Consider the following 20,697-nt stretch of genomic DNA (forward strand, 5'->3'; position numbering starts at 1 on the left):
GACGATTGCGCACGTGCATCGTCATCGGCGTCGTCTCGGTGTTTTGGGCGATCGCTTCTGCCGCTCAACTTTCGGCTCAGCAACCCGCCGCAGTCCAGCAACTCGCCGTTCAACCAATTGCACCCCAAGAGAATGCGGCCCCCGCAGAACGCTATTGGGAGAGCCAATGGGCGTTTCGTGAGATCGATGTTGCCAAACTATCCGAGCGACTGAAATCCATTGGGATCGATCTGGGCATCCCGCTCGAAGGCAAGGTGACGGTGCAGTTTGAAGTCGGCATTCCGCTGACGGCCCTCACCGACGGAGCCGCCTACCGATTCGATGGAACGCTGACCAGTTCACGCTTGGTCGTCGACCAGTTTGAGGTTCGCGATCTTCGAACCACGGTCAGCTATCGCGATGGCGTTGCCACGCTGAGTTCATTGACCGGCTCGGCCGTCGAATCAGACGCGACTTCCAACGATCTGGCGAAAGGCCGCTTCACAGGAAGCGGGTCACTTGAACTGGTCCCCCAAGGCGACGCGTCCGCAAAGTTGAAAGTGGACGACATCTCATTGGCTCCCATCAGCAAACTTGTTGCCTCCTTGTTCCCATCCTACGAGCGGATGCTCCCGAAGGATGGCGAGTTGTCCGGAGACGTCCAGTTCCGTGCACCCATCAAAAGCATCGACGACATCGCCAGCTACGATTTGGAGGGAACCTTTCAAGCCGACGCACTGCAACTTGGTGGGTTGCCACCAACGGATCTGAAAGTCGGCAAGGTGGTCCTACGAGACGGCCGTCTTCGAGCGGATAGAATCGATTTGCAAACCACTCCGACGTCCGATGCCCCTTCCGTTCGAATGATCGGCAAGGCGGATCTTCCGTTGACCGGCAATGGATCGTTCTCATTCGAAGTCGCCGCAGACGATCTTCCGATTGGACAGGTGTCCGATTGGATCGCCGCTTCCGACTCATCCGAAAAAGAAGGGATCGTTCAGGGCAAACTCGATTTCCGAATCCAAGGCCAAGGCGAACTGGACGAACGAGCGGAACAAACGCAATGGAACATTGCTGGATCGATCGCGTCCCCTTCGGTCCAAGTCGCAGGTGTTGATCTCGGTTCATTCGAACACGACGTTCGCTTCACGCCCACCGATTTTGCTCTCACTCCGCGCCGGCAAAGTTCCGAGCTCCCCGCACAATTCAAGATTCATCGTGTGCAGTCGGAATATCAACTCACCGAGACCGCTTTTGACCTGACCTCGCTGACCGCCGCACTGTTCGGCGGGCAAGTCTCCGGCCGAGCGACCGTGCCTCGCCGTGACGACGAGGACATGGTCGTGGATCTCAATTTTCGCGGCATCCGACCTGAACTGCGGCTGCCTGTATCCGAAAGCATCGAGCTGAAAATCGCATCGACGCTGTCCGGCGAGATTGATTGGAACGTTCCTCTCAACCAGCTATCCAATCCGGTTGCACATCGTGGGTCAGCGGAGTTGATCGCTTCGTCGATCATGCTGGGCGACGCTCCGATTGGTGATTTAAATGCCAGCGTTTCTACCAACCAAGGTGATTTCCAGTTCGAACTCAGCGGCGACCTCTTTGGCGGGACGGTGCAAGGCAACTCCACCGCACAACTGGTTGCTTCGGATCAATGGAATGATTTGCCAGCGCGTCTCCAAGCTTCCCAATTGAAGTTTGATGGAGTGTCATTGGATGCGTTGGTTGACTTGTTGGCACGCCGAAACGTCGGTCTGACCGGAAAGGCAACCGGCAATGTCTCCGTCAACTTCGCCGCACCAAGCGGACTCGGCCGAGGCATGCCAGCCACAGTCATCCCAGACACAACAATCGATCTCGAACTATCGCAATTGAACTATCGTGCTCGACCGCTTTCGAGAAAGCTGCGTTTAACCGGCCGAATTGAGAGCGACGTGTTCCGGATTCAGTCGCTCAGAGGCGACTACGCGAACGGTTCCGTCAGCCTGCATGGACTGGTCTATTTGGTCGATGGTGACAGCCAGATCCACCCTCGATTCGACACGCGATTGGTGGCATCCCGCGTGGATTTGAGTCGCGGTCTTTGGTTCCTCGGTGACACCGCGGATCAGTTTGTTGGACGTGCGTCCGGCAAGGCAACCGTCACCGGACACACCGAGTCGATTCGGGTGCGAGGCAACGTTGATGGGCGAGACCTGGACATCTACGGCCTTCCCGCAGGCAACGCTCACAGTGCGTTGGTCGCGACCGCGAATTTTCAATCGTCCAAGTGGAGCGTCAACTTCCCCTCCGTGCGATCTCGTGTCGGGGGAGGCCAATTGGAAGGCGGCCTGCTGCTTTCCTCCGGACGCTCGGGTGGCGTTGACATGACGAGTCACTGGAAGACACGACGGATGGACTTCGTTCGATTGACCGATCAGCTTGGCCGATCCAGTTCGCTAGCAAGCGGTGAAATTTCAGGCGAGATCTCGCTGCGTGGTAAGTCAATTCAATCCATCGATGATTTGTTTGGACGCTTTGATTTCAAGCTGGGTGATACCCGCGGTGCGGCGGTGCCCGGGTTGCTTGCCGCATCCCGCTTTCTCGGACCGATCTCGCTGGCCAACCAATCCTTTGATGTGGGCGAAGCGAAGGGCATCATCGGCCAAGGAGTCGTTGTGCTCGATGAGTTCTGGCTGGGGTCGGACAACGCACTGGTGCAAGCGGATGGCAAGGTGTACTTGCGTAGTGGCCGTATGGATTTGAATGCGTTGATCGCCACGGGTGACTATCGCGACATTGCCGCAAACTTTACCCAGTTGGCACAACAGTACGCTCTTCGCTCACTTCTTCCCGCTTCCGCGATCCTCAGCGTCTCAGAACTGCTCCGCGACCGGACGCTGGTCGTGGCGGTGATGGGATCCACTCAAAGCCCCATTGTGCGGCTACGACCCGTCGAAACATTTCGAGAGGAAACCGCTCGATTCCTTCTTCGCGAAGGGCAACGATTGATTCTGGCGGGAGTCACCGCCGGTGCCGTCGATGGCATGGACGGCGGATTCTAAGCTTGATCACGTTCGAAAGTGCTGATTGAGCCGCAGCAGCGATGAATCGCGGCGAGGTTTGCGGGTTGTGATGATCACCACGGTCTTCGTGAATCAGTCACGCCAGTTCTGTTCTTTGAGCCGATTGTTCGTAGGGAAAGGATTCCACGGCAAGAGGTAATAGGATGAGTTGTTCTGGTCATCAGATTCTGTTCACGCTCGGTTGCTTGCTCGCGCTGACCAGCACCGGCTGCAGCACGCTGGGGCTGTCGCTGTACCCGTCGGGTGCGACGCTTACCAGCGAAGCCAAAGAGGTGCTCGATGCCTCGCGAATCCCTGGCGGAATCGCTCGAGAGAATGCCAAGCAAGTCCTGCCGCCGCGAGCGTTGCAACCCGGTGACGCTCTGTTGATCGAACCCATCAACTTGGAGCGTGACCTGCGGTTGCCGGCCGACCAAGTTGTCTTGGCGGACGGAACATTGGATCTTGGCCCCTACGGACGCGTCATCGTCGCAGGCCGCGACCTCGAGCAAGCAGAATCACTCATCGAGCAACAGATCGCTCATCAAATTCGCCAACAAGAATCCGACTGCAAACAATTCACAAGCGAACAAGGTTCCGAGTCGAACCGACCAGAACCGCTGCCCGAAGATTGCGACTCCATCGCTGTCAACGTTCGACTTCTCGAACCGGTCGATCGCTTTTATGTATTGGGCGAAGTCAACGCGCCGGGTGCGTATCCGCTGTCCGGCTCAGAAACCGTGCTCGATGCGATCGTGTCGGCGGGCGGTTTGACGTCCAGCGCCAATCCATGCCAAATCCTGCTGGCTCGACCAACCGATCCCTGCGAATGCCGCGTCACACTGCCAGTGTGCTACCGCGAAATCGTGCAAATGGGAAACACCGCGACGAACTATCAAATGCAACCCGGCGATCGCGTTTTCGTCGCGTCGCGAAGCTGCTTGGATGAGCTGATGTTTTGGCGAGGCAGCCGGCCTTGCGAACGTTGTTCCGGATGCAATCGTGCTTGCCGGAACCCCGAGTACGTTACCGCCAAACCCATGGCCATGGTTCACAACGCCATGATTCCCCCGGGAAGCGTCGGTTGGACACGCCTGTCGATTGATGCCACGCAACCGGGCGGACTGATGGAACCCGAGAACAACGTGAGTGACCAAGACGCGAGCTTGAGTGACTACCTCAACACTCAAGACTCGCAAGTTGAAGCGAGCGATGCGGATGTTGACGGCGAACTCGAATTCGCTCCGTTCTCGCAATGAGTAAATAATCAGTGTCGGACAGAAGGAGTGGCATAGGCTTCTAGCCTTTTTGTACCCCACATCTTTTGGGAGCCGCTTGCGTTGGGAACACAGGCGTTTTGAAGCCAAACATCTCTTGTCCAAGAACCATTAGCGTTCGATCAGCGGAGATCAGTGTTCCCTTGGCCGCTCTAGCAGAACACTAATCCACTCTGATCGGACACTAATCTTTGGTGTTTCGAGATGTGGGGTATAAAAAGGCTTCTAGCCTGTGTTCCGCGCAATCACAAGCTGGAAGCCTATGCCACTTGTTTTTCGCTCCGTTCTAAGATGGCAGCCATTGAAACGGAGCTGAGCAAAGCCGAATGGATCAGTTCCAAATCGAACGAACTTCATCCAACAGGGTTCCGTCCAAGTAAGAAACATAGCGTTCGGCTTTATTGTATTCCGCGATCGCTCGCCAGAAATCAATTTCACAAAGCACGTATTTCTCTCGGCATTGCAGGACCACGTTGGCCGGTGTATATCCCTCTGCAAACTCCGCCGTCCTGACACTCGTTTCGTTGTGGATTGCCACACACTGTTCACGATTGGCTTCGTAGAGCTGGTACTGCTGATTCGTTTTTCTGATCGCCTCACTCAGCCTGCTTGTCAACAATCGCTTATCTTCCTCTAGCTTCGAATTTTCTCGAGCGATACGAAACGCAGCGTTTCGAATTCTTGCCAGTTCCCGTCTCGATCTAAATGGCGTCTTGGAATTTTCTCGTTCGATGATTGTTGACTCGGATCGAGCATGACTTTCTTTGACTTGCTCGAGGGCATCACCGCTACCAACTGGTGTGAGAAAGCGTTCAATGACTTCGACGTCGACGTCTTTCGCTAACTCCGCTATCGCCGCCGCCACTTCCGCCTCCTGTCGCTCGATTCGCGTGCGTGTGTTGCGCAGTTCGGGAATGGTTTCCATCATCTTTCGAACACTGGCAGCAAACTCATATTGCGTTGGCTCCCGTATCGGATCGTCGATCGGATCAATCACCGTGTCATCCGAGGAAGCCACGCCCATCAACTCTCGGAGCATTTTCTCTTGCCCCAGCAGCCCTGCCCGCTCCGATCCCGCTTCGTTTGTTCCTGAGATGGATTCGTCGAGCTTTGTTTGAAGTTTCTTCGCGAAGCCTTCGGCCTGTGAGAGCTCTTGAAGTGTGCAAATCCCACGCTCCACACGTTGTTCGATGTCTTCCGCGATAAGGTTCGCTTCTTCACGTCCTTTCAAGATGGCCGCTGACACCTGATGGGCTGCGTACAAGTCCCAGTATGCGTTCTCGATGTCGCGTGCCAAATTTCGCACGAGGACCTCACGCGAAACGTCATCCAACTTGGTCAGGTCTGGGTTCTGCTCGAACCGATTCTGAATCGCGATCGAGATGCACTCATCCAGCTTGAGCTTCCAGCGTTCCTGTTCGAGATATGAAACGGTCGTGCCCGCGTCCTCTGTTTCTTCCGTCGATTCCAATACAGAGACTGCTTCGGGCGGCGGAGCCACTGGCGGCTCAATCGCAACGGCAACGGAAGCCGGATTTTCGACCATCGCTGGTGCGAGCAACAAGACGAAAGCAATCGCAGCGACCAAAGCCCCGGACGCAAGTGAGGCCACGGGCGAGCAACCCAAGGAGGGCTCCACGTCGAGCGACAACCGGCGAATCCGCCGCAGCAAATCCCCGTCCTGAGCCGCCAAAGTAAATGCCGGCTTCGGTGGGCGCGAAGTTTCCAATTTCAACAGAGCCCGGCAGTAGTTCAAACGTTCTTCGCGTGATTCACTGACGCTGTCATCACAGCAAAATTCTCGGGAAACATGGATCTCTCGCGACAGCCACCAAACCGCCGGGTGGTAGAAGAAGACGGTCTCCATCAGAACCTGGATTGCATTGACGAAACAATCGTGACGTCGCACGTGCAACAACTCATGAACGATCAACAGATCCAATTCCTGAGGGGACAACGTTGTTAGCATCGAAACCGGCACCAACACGATCGGCCGAAGCCATCCCGTTACCATCGGGCTGCTGTGAGATGAGACCAGCTTGAATCGAACAACGCGTCGCACGCCGACTCGTTTCAATGCTCGCTCAATCGATTCTGCCAAATGATCCGGGATCTCACCGGTTGCATCTCGCAACAGTTTTCTCTGCGACCACCAACCCAAGATCGGTCGAATCGAAAAGATCGCCATCCCAGTTAGCCAACCGATTACCAACGCCTGCAAATGCCAACCCGTCTCGAAGCTCAAACGGATTGGTAGGTTGCTCATCCTGGTCGCAGGATCGGCTGACCTCGAGAGCATGAACCATGTGGTCATCGGACACAGTCCCATCGCCAGCATTCCCACACAAGCCAAACGATGACGTTGCCTCGCTGAAACCCGCAGCAAAGAACGGATCGCGGCGACGCCAATTGCGATGATTGAAAATTGCCAAACGCTGTTGAGCAACACCCATCCCAGTTGCGTTGCCCAAGTGGATTCCATCCAACTATTCATCGCTGCGGTTCTCCATTTCAGTGAGGATCTGACGAATCTCTTCGATATCGCTTTGGCTTGCCTTGCTGTTCGAAAGTGCGTTGAGAACCAAACTCGACACGGAGCCCTCGAACACCTTGGTAGCCAGATCTTTTAGCAAGCCCTTGCCCATTCGCTCACGACTCCAAGCCGCTCGGTAAAGGTGAGGACGTTGTGTCTCGTTACGCTTGACCAATCCCTTCCCCAGCATGACCGACAGCATCTTCATCGTGGTCGAATAGTTGGTGCCCTTTTCACGATGTAGATGTTCGTGAATGACGCCAACGCCGCAGGATCCGTTTGCCCACAAGATCCGCAAAATTTGCAGTTCGACGTCGGTCGGTGAAGGAACGGCAGAACGAGTCATCTCAGATCCGGGAAGCGTCATCGAATAGCGAAGTCTTTCGCTACATTAAGGCGAAAGCTTTCGCTATGTCAAGGGACGCTGCCAATCGACAATGATCGTCGATGTTTCATCTGAGCCGACCGCCGTCCGCCATCCACTCAACTGAACGCTTGACACGAGGCTCGAAGCAAAACGCCGAGCGGAATCTCTCGGCGTAATCGTTCTTGAGACTCACTTCGGTATTCATTGCCACGTGTTGAAAACGGTTTCATCACGAAAACGATGACATATTCGATCGGCACACATTTGTTCGATCTCGCACTCGCCGCGTTGAGCAGCGTCGAGGCGGATTCCAAAGTATCATGCGGGCGACACACTCCCCTTCATCCCGCCTGTGACGCTCACTCAAGCCGACAATGAACCTCCCATCGCGAATTTCGTTTCTTTGTTTCGCTTTCACTCTCGCGGTTCCGGCGACGCAATTGATCGCGGAAACCACTGACACGAATTCGCCCAACGTCATTTTGTTGATGAGCGACGATCAAGGATGGGGCGATGTCGGGTTCAACGGCAACGAGGTCGTGCAGACACCAAACTTGGATGCAATGGCCTCAGCCGGGGTGCGTTTCGATCGCTTCTACGCCGCCGCTCCGCTTTGCTCACCCACCCGAGGCAGCTGCCTGACCGGACGCTACCCATTTCGCTTTGGAATCCTAGCCGCCCACACCGGCGGCATGCGTGTGGGAGAAATCACGATCGCTGAAATGCTCCAAAAGCGAGGCTATGCGACTGGCATGTTCGGCAAATGGCACATCGGATGGGTGAAGCCCGACGAAGTCAGCACACGCGGTTTCTATTCACCTCCATCACATCATGGTTTTGATGAATACTTTGCTACAACCAGCGCGGTGCCAACGTGGGATCCAACGATCACACCACAAGACTGGGACAGCTGGGGTAACGGACCGGGCGAACCCTGGAAAGGTGGTTTCCCCTACGTTCACAACGGACGCGAGGCAAAAGAAAATCTTTCGGGCGACGACAGCCGCGTCATCATGGATCGCGTCATCCCATTCATCGAAGCCAACCAAGCCAAACCATTTTTTGCCACGGTCTGGTTCCATGCTCCTCACGAACCCGTCGTCGCGGGCGAAGAGTTCAAAAAGCTGTATCCCAAAGCGGGCAGCAAACGGAAGAACTACTACGGATGCATCACGGCAATGGACCAACAAGTCGGCCGCCTGCGTGCCAAGCTGCGTGAACTGGGCATCGAGAAAAACACGGTTGTTTTCTTCTGCAGTGACAATGGACCGTCGGACGGATTGGCCAAGAAGGGCGTTGCATCCGCCGGACCTTTCAAAGGGCATAAACACACGATGTACGAAGGCGGGCTGTTGGTACCCGCATGTGCGGAGTGGCCAGGCACGATCCCAGCGGGAACCTCCACCGAAGTGCGATGCAGTACGGTCGATTTCCTGCCAACGGTTGCCTCCATCGTTGGTGACTCGATGGTGCAAAAAGCAACCCGGCCGATCGATGGCATCGACCTGATGCCGTTGATCCGTGGCGAAGCAAAAGATCGAGACCGAGATCTATTCTTTGGCTATCGACGATTGTACCAGGGAATCGATGGGCAATCGATCATTTCCGGCGACTGGAAACTGCTTCAGGAAGCCAAGAAAAATGGACGGTTGCGGCTGTATGATCTTTCGAAAGATCCGTTCGAGACTCAAGACCTCTCCGAGGAAATGCCTGAGCAAACCGAGCAACTTCGCAAGCAACTCGAGGAACTTCAGGCAAGTTGCCAACGAAGCCGCGACGGTGGCGACTACCGGTATTGAGAAACGTATCCAGGCCGTCGTGGAGACAACAGTTTCCTGCCTCCAACCAAAAATTTTACAGATGCCAACCAGCTATCGGATGAGACCGAATGCTGGGCAGTATTGAAACCGTCCAACCCAAAGCGACTGAAATGCCTTCGTCTCTTTCCGCAATTTCATTCCGTGCAGCGGTGATGCTCGCATGCTTGTCGACGCATGCCGTCGGCCTCGCCGATCATCATGACGTCTACTTACTTGCCGGTCAGTCCAACATGGATGGACGAGGTCAGGTCAGCGACCTGTCAGAGGAGCAGAAACAATCAACGGGCGATGCAATCATCTTCTATCGTAGTGTCCCTCGTGAGAGCGACGGTTGGCAAACGTTAGCCCCCGGTTTCAGCGTGCCTCCGAAGTACAAGGGAGATCTGCCATCGCCGACGTTCGGACCAGAGATTGGTTTCGCGCGGTCGATGTCAAACGCCAATCCAAATCAAAAACTAGCGTTGATCAAAGGTTCCAAAGGTGGCACCAGTTTGCGAGCCGATTGGAAACCTGGCGTGCAAGGAGACCCCAAAAGCCAAGGCCCACGCTATCGCGACTTCATTGAAACCATACGCATGGCAACAAAGCAACTGAGCGATCGCGGCGACCAGTTCACCATCCGCGGGCTGCTGTGGCATCAAGGCGAATCAGATTCGAAATCCAGCACCGAACGGTACCGACGACGATTGGAAGAATTGATCGTGCGAATTCGCGAAGACGTAGGTGTACCGGACCTGCCCGTCGTCGTTGGTGAAGTCTTCGACAATGGCAAACGCGACAATGTCCGCACCGCAATTCAGGCGGTCGCCGCGGCCAGTTCCACGGTGGGACTTGTCTCGTCAGAGGGCACCACCACCTGGGATCCCGGCACGCACTTCGACGCCCGCAGCCAACTGTTGTTGGGAGAACGATACGCAGTTGCCATGAGTGAACTGCCGGCTCCCATACCGGCTACCGGTTCATCGACCTCGGTGCAGCAACGAACAGACCGCCCCAATGTCTTGTTCATCACTGTGGACGATCTAAACGACTGGGTCGGTTGTCTCGGAGGCAATCCTGACGCGCAAACTCCCAATTTGGATCGCTTCGCTCAGCAAAGTGTTTTGTTCAACAACGCACATTGCCAAGTTGCACTCTGTTACGCGTCGCGAGCATCGTTCATGACCGGAATGTACGCTTCGAAAACCGGCATCTACAACAACTCGTCGAAGTCCGCCCGTGACGCTTACCACCGAGCGAAACAGATGCCCGTATGGTTTGGCGAGTCTGGTTACCGAACAATGTGCATGGGAAAGATCTACCACAACGACCATGGTAAGAAAGCCTATTGGGATGAGATCGGACCAAAGACGTTGCGTTGGGGACCGGAACCTCCAAACGGTCGACAATTTACAAAACGTTTCGGCAAAGACGCTCAAGACTCCTTGGCTTGGGCGGCGTTGGACATCGAAAAGGGCGGCATGCCCGATGAACAAATCGCGGCTTGGGGAATAGAAAAACTAGACCAAGAATACGATCAGCCTTTCTTTCTGTCGCTCGGTTTTTACAAGCCACACACGCCGATGACGGCTCCCAAACGTTATTTCGAACAATTCGATCGAGATAGCCTGACTCTGCCGAACGTATTGGAGAACGACTTAGATGATGTGCCGGAAATCGGACGCCGCTGGGTGCTCGACCGCAGCAAACTAATCGCGGAAGAGGCGGTCAAACAATACAGCCCAACCTACCGACGAGAACTTGTTCACGCTTACCATGCCTGTGTCGCATTGATCGACGACTGCATTGGCCAAGTGCTCCGCAAATTAGACAACAGCCCCTACGCAAACAACACGATCGTTGTCCTGTGTTCAGATCACGGTTGGCATCTCGGTGAAAAGAATCACTGGCGTAAATGGATGCCCTGGGAAGAATCAACCCGCAGTCTTTTGATCGTGCGAACTCCTGACGCGGCTGGATCAGGACAGGTCTGCCAGCGAACTGTCGGCTTGATCGACATCTACCCAACCCTCGCAGAACTCTGCGAATTATCGCCTCCTGACGGGCTGCAAGGACTGAGCTTCCGAAAGCTGCTCGACAATCCAGACGGCCCCTGGGATCGCCCCGCACTGACGTCCACCAAAGCGGGCAACCACACGGTTCGCTCCGACCGTTGGCGTTACATTCGTTACATCGATGGATCGGAAGAACTCTATGATCACGACGTCGATCCAAACGAGTGGCACAATTTGGCGAATGACCCATCGATGAATTCCATTAAGAAACAACATGCGGAATGGATCGACCGCCTTACGGAATCAAACTGACTCGACCGAGTCGACATCCGCAATACGTTTCTCGCCCTACGCAAACTTCCCCAACACCGATCGCGACGACATGAAACCACAACTCGTTCTTGTAACTTCCCTACTTTGCTTCACCGCCAACATGGTGGTGGCGCAAGACGTCACTCACAGTTTTCTGGCGTGCGGCCAGAAGACATACATCATGGGGGCCGATGGGGAAGCAAGCTGGACATATCCGTCCGCCACTCGCGATGGTTACGTGCTCGACGACGGCACAATCATTTTGACGTTGAACAAATCCAAACGTCATCGTGGAGGAGCCGTCGTTCGCATCGCTCCCGATGGAAAGGAGACATTGATTTGGAAAGGCACCCAAAGCGAAGTCAACAGTGCCCACCCAACCGCCGACGGAACGTTTGTCATCACGGAAGCGGGCGACAACCCCAGACTGCTCGAGATCAGCAGCACCGGAAAGGTGATTCTCGAATTCCCGCTCGCGTGTCAAAAGAAAAATCATCACATGCAAACACGCATGGCTCGCAAACTTGCCGATGGCACCTATCTTGCCCCGCACCTTTTTGACTTTGCCGTGTTCCACTATTCGCCTGAAGGTGAGGTCCTGGGCAAATTGGACACCACCGTTCCAGGCGACAGCGATCACGAAATTCACACTTGGCCGTTCACTGCGATTCGCCATGGCGAGGGACAGACACTCGTCTGTTGCACTCATGGCAATCGAGTGATCGACTTTGACTCAGACGGCAACGTGGTCTGGACGTTGACCAACGAGGACCTTCCCGGCAAATGGCTGCAAGATCCTTGTGGAGCTCAACTGCTTCCCAATGGCAACCTTGTCATCACCAGCTACGCCGGCGGGCGAGCGGATGTGAATGCCCCAAAACTGTTTGAAGTGACCCGAGACAAAGAAGTGGTGTGGACCTACAGCGACGGACAAAAGGTTGGCATCCACAACTTCCAAATCCTCACCACCAACGGGGAAGAAATCGCAGGGCCGGTGCTCAAGTGAGTGGCATTGGCTTCCAGCCTGTGATCGCACGAAGGCCCCGAACACGCATACACCCGTGCACCCAAACATCCAACGCAGCGATCCCCAAACATTCCTGCTCGCCCAGCAACACCGATTGATCTTCCATGAAGCTCCGCCTCCAAGTCCTGATGTGCGTTTGTTTGATGCAGGGATTCTGTGTCGCCGCTCCACCTAACTTCGTTGTCATCTTCACCGATGACCAAGGCTACGAGGACGTCGGGTGCTTTGGCTCGCCCGACATCCGGACGCCGCGTTTGGATGCGATGGCAAAGGGGGGCATGAAGTTCACCAGCTTCTATGCTCAACCGATCTGCGGACCATCGCGAGCCGCTTTGATGACCGGATGCTATCCGATGCGGGTGGCGGAACGAGGTCACACCAAGCAGATCCATCCGATTCTGCACGAAGACGAAGTCACCATCGCGGAAGTGCTGAAAACAAAGGGCTACGCCTCCGCTTGCTTTGGAAAATGGGACCTCGCCAAACACGCACAGTCTGGCTTCTTCTCGGACTTGCTGCCAACCGGCCAGGGATTCGACTACTTCTACGGAACGCCCACCAGCAACGACCGTGTGGCGAACCTCTATCGCAACGAAGAGCTAATCGAACCGGAATCCGACATGGCCACGTTGACTCGGCGCTACACCGACGAAGCCATCTCGTTCATCGAAAAGAATCAGAACCAGCCATTCTTTGTTTACATCCCTCACACGATGCCACACACGCGGCTGGATGCATCCAAAGATTTCAAAGGCAAAAGCAAGCGTGGCCTGTACGGCGACGTCATCGAAGAAATTGACTTCAACGTTGGCAGGATCCTGGACTCGCTCAACGAATTGAATCTCGCTGACAACACCTATGTGCTGTTCACCAGCGACAACGGCCCTTGGTTGGTCAAGAACAAAGGTCACGCGGACGGGCATCGACTAGGTGACCACGGTGGATCCGCCGGTCCACTTCGAAGCGGCAAGGTATCAACCTTTGAAGGCGGTGTTCGTGTCCCCGCGATTCTTTGGGCACCGGGCAAGGTCCCCGCGGGAACCGTTTGCGATTCCATCGCGACGACCATGGATGTGATGCCAACTTTGGCCGCTCTCGCCGGTGCCGAAATCCCAACCGACCGAGTGATCGATGGGGAAGACATTCGGCATCTCTTCCACGGTGAATTTGACAAAGCCGATCCTGACAAAGCTTTCTTCTACTACTTGCGAGTCCACCTGCAGGCCGTTCGCCAAGGCAAATGGAAACTCCACTTGCCTCGCGAGAAAGAGCCTGTCGGAGCCGCTCCGTTCGGTCGCAACGCCCACATCGCTCCGAAAGATCGAATAGGCTTCAAGCAACCTTTCTTGGTTGACCTGGACAACGATTTGGGCGAAACCACGAACGTGGCAGCGGAGAATCCAGAGGTCGTTGAAAGACTGCTCGGCCTGGCCGAATCAATGCGAGATGACCTGGGCGATTACGATCGAGTCGGAGAGAACATGCGGTTCTTCGATCCACTGGATGTTCGCCCGACAAAACCGCCCGTCCCAGCTCCTCCCGCACGCAAGGGTCAGCCTTCACATTCGAACAAATGAATCGCTGACGCTGTCGCTCACACACGCCACATTCCATCCTCACACGCCAAACATGAAACACTGCATTGATTCGTTGGCCATCGCCATTGTTGCCGTTGTCTTTCTAGGCAGTTTTACGGAAGCCCACGCTGACGATCGTCCCAATATCATTCTGTTGCTTGCGGATGACCTTGGTTATGGAGACCTGTCCTGCTTTGGAAGCCCCGCTGTCAAAACGCCTCACTTGGACCGCCTTGCCAGTGAAGGATTGAAGTGCAATCGCTTTTACGCAGGTTCGGCTGTTTGTTCTCCGACGCGAGCCTCCGTGTTGACCGGGCGCTATCCCCTTCGGTTTGGAATCACCAAGCACTTCAATGACCGGAACGGATGGCTGCCCGAATCAGCGACGACGGTGGCCGAACTTTTGAAAGACGCGGGTTACAACACGGCGCACATCGGCAAGTGGCATCTCGGTGGACTGCATGTGGACGAACCTGGCAAGCGACTGACCAACCAGCCCGGCCCCCGCCAACACGGGTTCGATTTCTATCAAACGCAGATCGAGCAGCAGCCTCTTCGAGGTCAGATGGGGCGTGACAAAACCCTGTTCCGAAAAGGTGGAACGGTCCTTCTTCGAAACGACCAACGGATCAGCCAAGACGACCCGTACTATCACAAACACTTCACGGATGCCAACGGAGACTTCGCGGTCGAAATGATCGAAAAGTTGTCAAGCGAGGAAGATCCTTTCTTCATCAACATGTGGTGGCTCGTTCCTCACAAACCCTATGAGCCTGCTCCCGAGCCGCATTGGTCCGACACCGCCGCAGACGACATCACCGACGATCAACATCGCTTCCGCTCGATGGTGCAGCACATGGACGCCAAGGTCGGTGCGATCCTGCGAAAGCTCGATGAACTAAAAATCGCCGACAACACGCTGGTCCTCTTCACCAGCGACAACGGCGCGGCGTTTGAAGGTTTCATTCATGATTTGAAGGGCGGAAAGACGGAACTGCACGATGGCGGAATTCGCGTGCCGATGATCGTTCGCTGGCCAGATGCCATTCCAGCGGGTCAAACATCGCAGACGTTTAGCCACACGAACGATTTGTTGCCAACCTTTTGCGACGCCGCCTCCGTCCAGCTCCCGAGCGATTTGCCTTTGGATGGATTGAGTTTGCTATCGCATTGGAAGGGCGGGACTCCACCGAGCCAGGTAGAACGCGGGACGGTGTTCTGGCAGTTGGATCTCTACAAGAGTCTTCAACGCCACTATCCCAAACCCAAGCCCTACGCGACCGAAGTGGTGATGCGGGGAAACTGGAAGTTGCTCGCGTTCAAGGGCAAACCGGTCGAGCTGTTTGACGTGGGGGCGGACCCCAACGAGAAACGAAATGTGCTGGCCGAGCATCCTGAACTGGTCGCGTCCCTGAGTGCTCAACTCAAGGACTGGCTCAACGAGCCACGCGTGACCAAGTGAACCGGCCGAAGCAACGGCTGCCCAACCCATCGAGAGAGAGAACGATGATCCTCAGAAACCTGCCACTTCGCTCGCTACTCCTTTGCATGTTCGTCTCTGCATCGGTGAACCCGGCGTTCGCATCGGACAACACGGTTGCATCGACACTTGGTCAGCAACCGCCTGAGGATGCCGCCGTTTTGTTTGACGGCTCGGGGCTGGATGCCTGGAAACCGTTTTCGTGGCAGTGGATCAATCCCAACGACGACCAGCAAGAAGTGCAATGGAAGATCGTGGACGGCGAGGCGATGGAGATCGCGTTTGAAATCGAAGGCAAACGCCGAAAGCAGTTTCTTTGCACCAAGCAAACGTTTGGCGACTATCAATTGCATTTGGAATTTCAACTTCCCGATGGCGATAGCGGCAACAGCGGGATCTTCTTCGGGCCGATGTACGAACTGCAAATCCTCAACACCGCGGGCAAAGATCGTCCTGGACTGGGCGACTGCGGTGCGATCTACCAAATCCGGGCCCCCGACGTGAACGCAGCACTGGGGCCGGGCCAATGGCAAACGGTGGACCTGGAATATCAAGCGGCCCAGATCGGTAAGAACGGGTTCATGACGGAAAACGGTGCTGCTCGTGTCACCGTGCGACTCAATGGAACGTTGATTCACGATGACTTCAAACTGTCGCTTCGCCGGAATAAGTACGCTGCATTTCCCGAGGAACCAACCTCGCCAATCGTGCTGCAGGAACATGGCTCGAAAGTGAAATTCCGAAACATCTGGCTGGTCGAACAACCGTCTCAACCAGCGATTGCGAAGTAGAAATCATCTTCGGTGGCGGTGATCCCGACTGTTTCCCAGTGTTCAGTCCGGGGCTGCTTTCTCGGTAGCAAAAACATCACGAGAATCGGTGTAACAAATTGAATTCGTGAACGCTTTGTCAGGCAGAGACAAGTTCTTAGCCATGCTCCTGCCAGACAAAGGACCAACCGATGTGCGTCAACGTGAAATCCCGCTTCTCGCCAATCGTTGCCGGAACGCTGCTTCTCTTAGCGACCGTCGGATCGGCGGACGCGTTTGGCAACGACTTTCCCATACTGAGTGATGTCTTGCCGACAATGCCGGAACGGGTGAGAGACATCGACCTCGATGAAGATTGGATGGCCAACACGGTCGTGCTCGTCGGGACGGGTGACGACGACAAAATATCCGTTGTGGTCGACGACGAAAGAATTCGCTTCCACGTCGATGGCCGTTCCGTAGGTCGGATCGACCTGGATGATCTACCCAATCGCCCTCAAGACGAAGATGAGGACTCGCCGTCCGAACTGGAGATGCCGCTCAACATCATTGTCTCTGGTGGATCCGGCAATGATGACATCTCGCTCGAGATCGAGCCTTCAGACGATCCCTCAACTGACATTCGAAATCGGGCAATCTTCCTGCTCTACGGTGATGAAGGCGATGACACACTGACCAGCGTCAATGCCAACCAAGTGTTCTTCGTCGGAGGAATCGGAACAGATCTGTTGATGGGCGATGGATCAGGCTCCACCTATGCTGGCTGCGACATGCTCAATACTGATTTCGAGACGTTGCGTTTGATCTGCATGCCGGACATTTCGATGGACATCATCGTCCCCGGTCATGCCAGTAGCACGGCGTTTCGCAACTACTACCAACAATTTGAACCGACGACCTACGTCAGCCCAAGAGTAACGAGCGTTGAATTGACGCCGAAAAAATTTCCGAATGTGCCGGTGATCGCCAGTCGAGAAAAGCAGAACTCGACGATCATCGACCCCACGCCCATCGTGTTCGACTCAATCCTCCTCGACCGGGATCGCGTCATCAACAAAATTGGATGCATCGTCCAGGATGTCAGCTTCACCGATGACGGAATGAATATGGTCTTCACTGACGTGGAATAGATCGAGTCGTCCAGGATCAAATCGCCGGGGCCTTCGACTGATTCTCGCATTCCACGGCGCGGCGAATGCCCGGCTAGCACATTGCTTCTATCACGCCACGCATCAACGCAAGCAAAACGACGCGTGTGCAAACAAAAAACCTCGCCCGCAATGAACGGGCGAGGTTTCAAACCGATGTCAGTCTATGTCAGCGACAGATCAGAACTCTTCACTGATCACTTCTTTCGAATCACGAGTACCGAGAGATCCCCAAACCCCGTATGGGCTGGGTGAGCCGGGACGCAGCCCTGGCAAGTCACGACAAACAGTGTTCTGTTCCAAGTTGCCGGTATCGATGCTCTCAGTGATAAACTTCACCGCACCGTCACCCATCAACACGTGAGCACCGCCCGCGTGGCGACTACCTGCTGATGAGATCACACCGGAGTGGTTCCCGTCACCACCATCGTGCACGCAGTTGGCACTGTTCGGTGCTAAGATTGTGTGGAACGCGGTGTAGTAAGGACGCGAGTCAGCCCAACGTGCATGCTTGGCTTGTGACAAGTTATCGCTCACGTTCGCGGTCGGATCATAAAACTGCGGACGCGACGGATCGATGTGGGCACCTGTTGCACAACGCGCGGGAATCAAAATCGTTTCGTTTGGTCCCAGCATCGAAGTGATGTTGCGAACGAAGTCCGCACTGACCTCGCGTTTGCCACCTGACGTGACGACTTCACCCGCCGCGACGGTGTTGGAAAGTCCATCGAGAACATCGCGAAACTGGACCTTGTTGCGGTTCCAGAAAAAGCCACGCTGTGCAGCACGTGCACGCGTCACGGCCCAGTCTTCGTCGCGATTGTTCAGGTTGCCAAAGAATCCAAAGTCATTGACGCCACCGTTGTTGCCTCGGTCAACCGCGTCGCCGACAGAGCAAGCGTAATTCGTACGCGCCAACTGTCCGGGACCGTTCGCCTGGCCACTATCGCTTGGGCAACGGTAGGCAGGGATTTGAGTGACCCAAGGCACATAAGTTGTCTGCCAAGGACAAGGTCCCATCGCAGGCCATGCTCCGTTGACGCTACCGGGCAACGCTTGCCCCGCAGTCACCAATGTGCTGGGGTTTGAAATCTGTTCCCACAAACCTTGCTGCTCGATGTAAGGCAAAACCGGAACCAGCCAGCTGAGGAACAGCCGGTTACTTTGGTTGGTGCCGTCGGTCATGCTGATTTCTTGCTTCGTTCCGGTGCCGGACTGTGGCACTTGATTGAACGCGCTGTGGTAGTTGTGAATCGCAAGTCCGATCTGTTTGAAATTATTGCTGCACGACATTCGTCGTGCTGCCTCACGGGCGGCTTGAACGGCTGGCAACAACAGGCCGACGAGAACGCCAATGATCGCGATCACGACCAACAGCTCCACCAGAGTGAAACCTGGTCGCGCACGATGAGTTTTTTGCATGTAAGACTCTCCTAAGAAACAAAATGAAAATGGGAAGCAAAATCGATGCCCAAATGGAAGATTAGCGATGACCTGTCAGTCTGAGGAGTAGAAATCTCCAAAAATGTTACAAATCGCAAATCGTCTAAAACACCGCTATTTGTTGACCAATCCACTCTGGCCGGCCCGAACCTGCACGGCGCCCGGGCGAGCGAACTACCAAGAACCCAATTCGCCGCTCCGCCCCCATCAACCGCCATGCGGCCAGCGTCTGGTTCATCCTCAACTAGCAACCGCTCAATGCTTTGCCGCTACGGTTCCATCGAGAGCAATCCTCGCCATGCAAAGCTGATAACAACTCTCGTATTCAGAACACTGCCGGCAATCATCCCATTCTTTGATATCGGTCTCGATGTTTGGTCGTGAACGCATCATGCCCGCTGGATGATCGATGCGTACCGTGAATACCTTTCCGACACACTCGCCGACATTGATTGAATCGGGAAACATGGTTCCGAAGCATGCTTTGTGTTTCATCGCATCCATTGCCTTGCCTCCTTATCCGGTATGAACGGGAAGTGTTTTATGGTCAGCGTTTGTCGCTTCTGAAACAAACCAACCACGTGTCTTGAGACAGAACTTGACCAGGGCCAACATCAACGGAACTTCAATCAACACACCCACGACCGTTGCAAGCGCTGCACCGGATGACAATCCGTACAACATGGTCGACGTTGCGATGGCAACCTCAAAGTGATTCGACGCGCCAATCATCGCCGTCGGTGCGGCTGATTCGTAAGTGAAGCCCATCACTTTGCTAATTACATATCCGAGTGCAAAGATGACCAACGTTTGAATCGTTAACGGGATCGCGATCCAAAGAATCGTGAGCGGGTTTTCGACAATTGTTTCCCCCTTGAATGAAAACAAGAGTACTAGCGTTGCTAATAGAGCGGTGATCGTGATAGGTGTGAGGTAGTGCAAGAACTGATCACGGAACCAAACTTCGCCCTTCGCTGCGATCAACCACTTGCGTGACAGATAACCAGCGATCAACGGCAACGCGACGTAAACACCGATCGATAGAAGCAAGGCCTGCCATGGAACCGGTAGCTGCCCAACCCCGAGTAGAAGCCCACCCAAGACACCGTAAAGAACGAGCATCGTGAGCGAGTTGATCGCAACCATCACGAGCGTATGTCCATCATTGCCTTTCGCCAAAAAACCCCAAACCAGAACCATCGCTGTGCATGGCGCAATGCCGAGCAAGATGCATCCCGCCAAATAGCTACGCCAGAGTGGAACCTGCAGCATCTTCACGCCATCGACCAGCACCACTTCCCCGGATCCATAGGTTGCCCCCACTTCGAGATTGCTTCCCAAAGGAGCTTTCACATGATCGACCGCGTCCGGACCAATGAAGCCAAGAAACAATGTGCCCAGAAAGAAACTCGCGATCGCATACATCGTGAACGGCTTGATCGCCCAGTTGATGAACAACGTCAAACCGACCGGGCGAATCGACTTACCGGCTTTGACCACTTCGCCAAAGTCGATCTTGACCATGATCGGGTACATCATGAAGAACAAACATATGGCGATTGGAATCGATATCACCGGCGCCTCGTTCACATAGATCGCCATCCCGTCGAGCGACTTGGCAATCCCAGGAGCAACCTTGCCCAAAGCAATCCCGGCGAGGATGCAAAGCCCCACCCAGACAGTGAGATATCGCTCAAAGAAACCAATGCCCTTTTCATCTGTGGGGCAGACTTGCTGTTCACTCACGTTTCCATCCCTTGTTTTTTTCGTCAATCGGCGATAAACGTTTAAACAACGCAAAAAAAGCCGCCGCGACCATGCAACGAGCCTTTGAAAGAACCGGCTTCGATCAATCGGCCCGAGCCGGCCCGTAAGAACTCGAAGCCAATCGTTTCTCGGCCCAACGCCCAATCGTTTATTCAC

14 protein-coding genes are annotated in these 20,697 nt (G+C 54.9%); 9 read left to right on the forward strand and 5 right to left on the reverse strand.

The features are described from left to right. The first annotated feature begins 5 nt into the window (after positions 1–5). Together RB_RS01510 and RB_RS01515 are read left to right on the forward strand one after the other, a co-directional pair. A complete protein-coding gene (locus RB_RS01510; protein ID WP_164922657.1) occupies positions 6–3,026 on the forward strand; it encodes an AsmA family protein in 3,021 nt (1,006 codons plus the stop codon). A gap of 164 nt (positions 3,027–3,190) precedes the next feature. After that, the gene (locus RB_RS01515) at positions 3,191–4,285 is read left to right on the forward strand and encodes a polysaccharide biosynthesis/export family protein (protein WP_011118052.1); all 1,095 of its coding nucleotides are present in this window, start codon (positions 3,191–3,193) and stop codon (positions 4,283–4,285) included. 349 nt (positions 4,286–4,634) lie between these two features. Here the strand turns inward: RB_RS01515 and RB_RS01525 are convergent, their stop codons facing one another. Beyond that, complete coding sequence (locus tag RB_RS01525) at positions 4,635–6,797, reverse strand: beta-lactam sensor/signal transducer (protein ID WP_011118053.1); 2,163 nt, start codon at positions 6,795–6,797, stop codon at positions 4,635–4,637. Further along, the gene (locus RB_RS01530) at positions 6,790–7,182 is read right to left on the reverse strand and encodes a BlaI/MecI/CopY family transcriptional regulator (protein ID WP_231846109.1); all 393 of its coding nucleotides are present in this window, start codon (positions 7,180–7,182) and stop codon (positions 6,790–6,792) included. The genes RB_RS01525 and RB_RS01530 overlap by 8 nt, the downstream gene beginning before the upstream one ends. Before the next feature lie 395 nt (positions 7,183–7,577). On the opposite strand from RB_RS01530, the gene RB_RS01535 reads away from it, so the two are divergent. From RB_RS01535 to RB_RS01565, 7 genes are all read left to right on the forward strand, one after another. After that, a complete protein-coding gene (locus RB_RS01535) occupies positions 7,578–9,002 on the forward strand; it encodes a sulfatase-like hydrolase/transferase (protein ID WP_011118056.1) in 1,425 nt (474 codons plus the stop codon). Between the two features lie 89 nt (positions 9,003–9,091). Further along, positions 9,092–11,329 (forward strand): sulfatase-like hydrolase/transferase, encoded by a 2,238-nt coding sequence (locus RB_RS01540; RefSeq protein WP_011118057.1) that lies wholly within the window; start codon positions 9,092–9,094, stop codon positions 11,327–11,329. 70 nt (positions 11,330–11,399) lie between these two features. Further along, positions 11,400–12,335: an SMP-30/gluconolactonase/LRE family protein gene (locus RB_RS01545; protein ID WP_011118058.1), complete on the forward strand. Its 936-nt coding sequence runs from the start codon at positions 11,400–11,402 to the stop codon at positions 12,333–12,335. 149 nt (positions 12,336–12,484) lie between these two features. Further along, positions 12,485–13,933, forward strand: coding sequence for a sulfatase family protein (locus RB_RS01550; RefSeq protein WP_164922659.1), 1,449 nt, complete (start codon positions 12,485–12,487; stop codon positions 13,931–13,933). A gap of 52 nt (positions 13,934–13,985) precedes the next feature. After that, complete coding sequence (locus tag RB_RS01555) at positions 13,986–15,395, forward strand: sulfatase family protein (RefSeq protein WP_164921348.1); 1,410 nt, start codon at positions 13,986–13,988, stop codon at positions 15,393–15,395. 86 nt (positions 15,396–15,481) lie between these two features. Continuing rightward, on the forward strand, positions 15,482–16,204 hold the full coding sequence (locus RB_RS01560; protein ID WP_164922660.1) for a 3-keto-disaccharide hydrolase: 723 nt from the start codon (positions 15,482–15,484) through the stop codon (positions 16,202–16,204). Positions 16,205–16,386: 182 nt separating this feature from the next. Further along, positions 16,387–17,313, forward strand: a complete 927-nt coding sequence (locus RB_RS01565) for a hypothetical protein (protein WP_231846110.1) — start codon at positions 16,387–16,389, stop codon at positions 17,311–17,313. A gap of 198 nt (positions 17,314–17,511) precedes the next feature. Here RB_RS01565 and RB_RS01570 read toward each other — a convergent pair whose 3' ends face one another. The 3 genes from RB_RS01570 to arsB form a co-directional block, all read right to left on the reverse strand. Next, the gene (locus tag RB_RS01570; protein WP_011118064.1) at positions 17,512–18,753 is read right to left on the reverse strand and encodes a DUF1559 domain-containing protein; all 1,242 of its coding nucleotides are present in this window, start codon (positions 18,751–18,753) and stop codon (positions 17,512–17,514) included. A gap of 276 nt (positions 18,754–19,029) precedes the next feature. Continuing rightward, entirely contained in the window at positions 19,030–19,269 is a 240-nt protein-coding gene (locus RB_RS01575) for a hypothetical protein (RefSeq protein ID WP_231846111.1), read from the reverse strand. Between the two features lie 21 nt (positions 19,270–19,290). Beyond that, positions 19,291–20,520 carry an ACR3 family arsenite efflux transporter gene (arsB, locus tag RB_RS01580; protein ID WP_011118066.1) on the reverse strand — a complete coding sequence of 410 codons (1,230 nt, stop codon included), beginning with the start codon at positions 20,518–20,520 and terminating at the stop codon, positions 19,291–19,293. Positions 20,521–20,697: the final 177 nt, after the last annotated feature.

The organism is Rhodopirellula baltica SH 1 (genome assembly GCF_000196115.1).
In the GTDB taxonomy this organism is placed as follows: Bacteria; Planctomycetota; Planctomycetia; order Pirellulales; family Pirellulaceae; genus Rhodopirellula; species Rhodopirellula baltica.

Bases quoted from the DNA above. Each gene is read 5' to 3' on its own strand.
- RB_RS01575 (WP_231846111.1), bottom strand. From the start codon at position 19,269: ATGAAACACAAAGCATGCTTCGGAACCATGTTTCCCGATTCAATCAAT.
- RB_RS01555 (WP_164921348.1), top strand. From the start codon at position 13,986: ATGAAACACTGCATTGATTCGTTGGCCATCGCCATTGTTGCCGTTGTC.
- RB_RS01515 (WP_011118052.1), top strand. From the start codon at position 3,191: ATGAGTTGTTCTGGTCATCAGATTCTGTTCACGCTCGGTTGCTTGCTC.
- RB_RS01540 (WP_011118057.1), top strand. From the start codon at position 9,092: ATGCTGGGCAGTATTGAAACCGTCCAACCCAAAGCGACTGAAATGCCT.
- RB_RS01570 (WP_011118064.1), bottom strand. From the start codon at position 18,753: ATGCAAAAAACTCATCGTGCGCGACCAGGTTTCACTCTGGTGGAGCTG.
- RB_RS01545 (WP_011118058.1), top strand. From the start codon at position 11,400: ATGAAACCACAACTCGTTCTTGTAACTTCCCTACTTTGCTTCACCGCC.
- RB_RS01560 (WP_164922660.1), top strand. From the start codon at position 15,482: ATGTTCGTCTCTGCATCGGTGAACCCGGCGTTCGCATCGGACAACACG.
- RB_RS01530 (WP_231846109.1), bottom strand. From the start codon at position 7,182: ATGACTCGTTCTGCCGTTCCTTCACCGACCGACGTCGAACTGCAAATT.
- RB_RS01550 (WP_164922659.1), top strand. From the start codon at position 12,485: ATGTGCGTTTGTTTGATGCAGGGATTCTGTGTCGCCGCTCCACCTAAC.
- RB_RS01535 (WP_011118056.1), top strand. From the start codon at position 7,578: ATGAACCTCCCATCGCGAATTTCGTTTCTTTGTTTCGCTTTCACTCTC.
- RB_RS01525 (WP_011118053.1), bottom strand. From the start codon at position 6,797: ATGAATAGTTGGATGGAATCCACTTGGGCAACGCAACTGGGATGGGTG.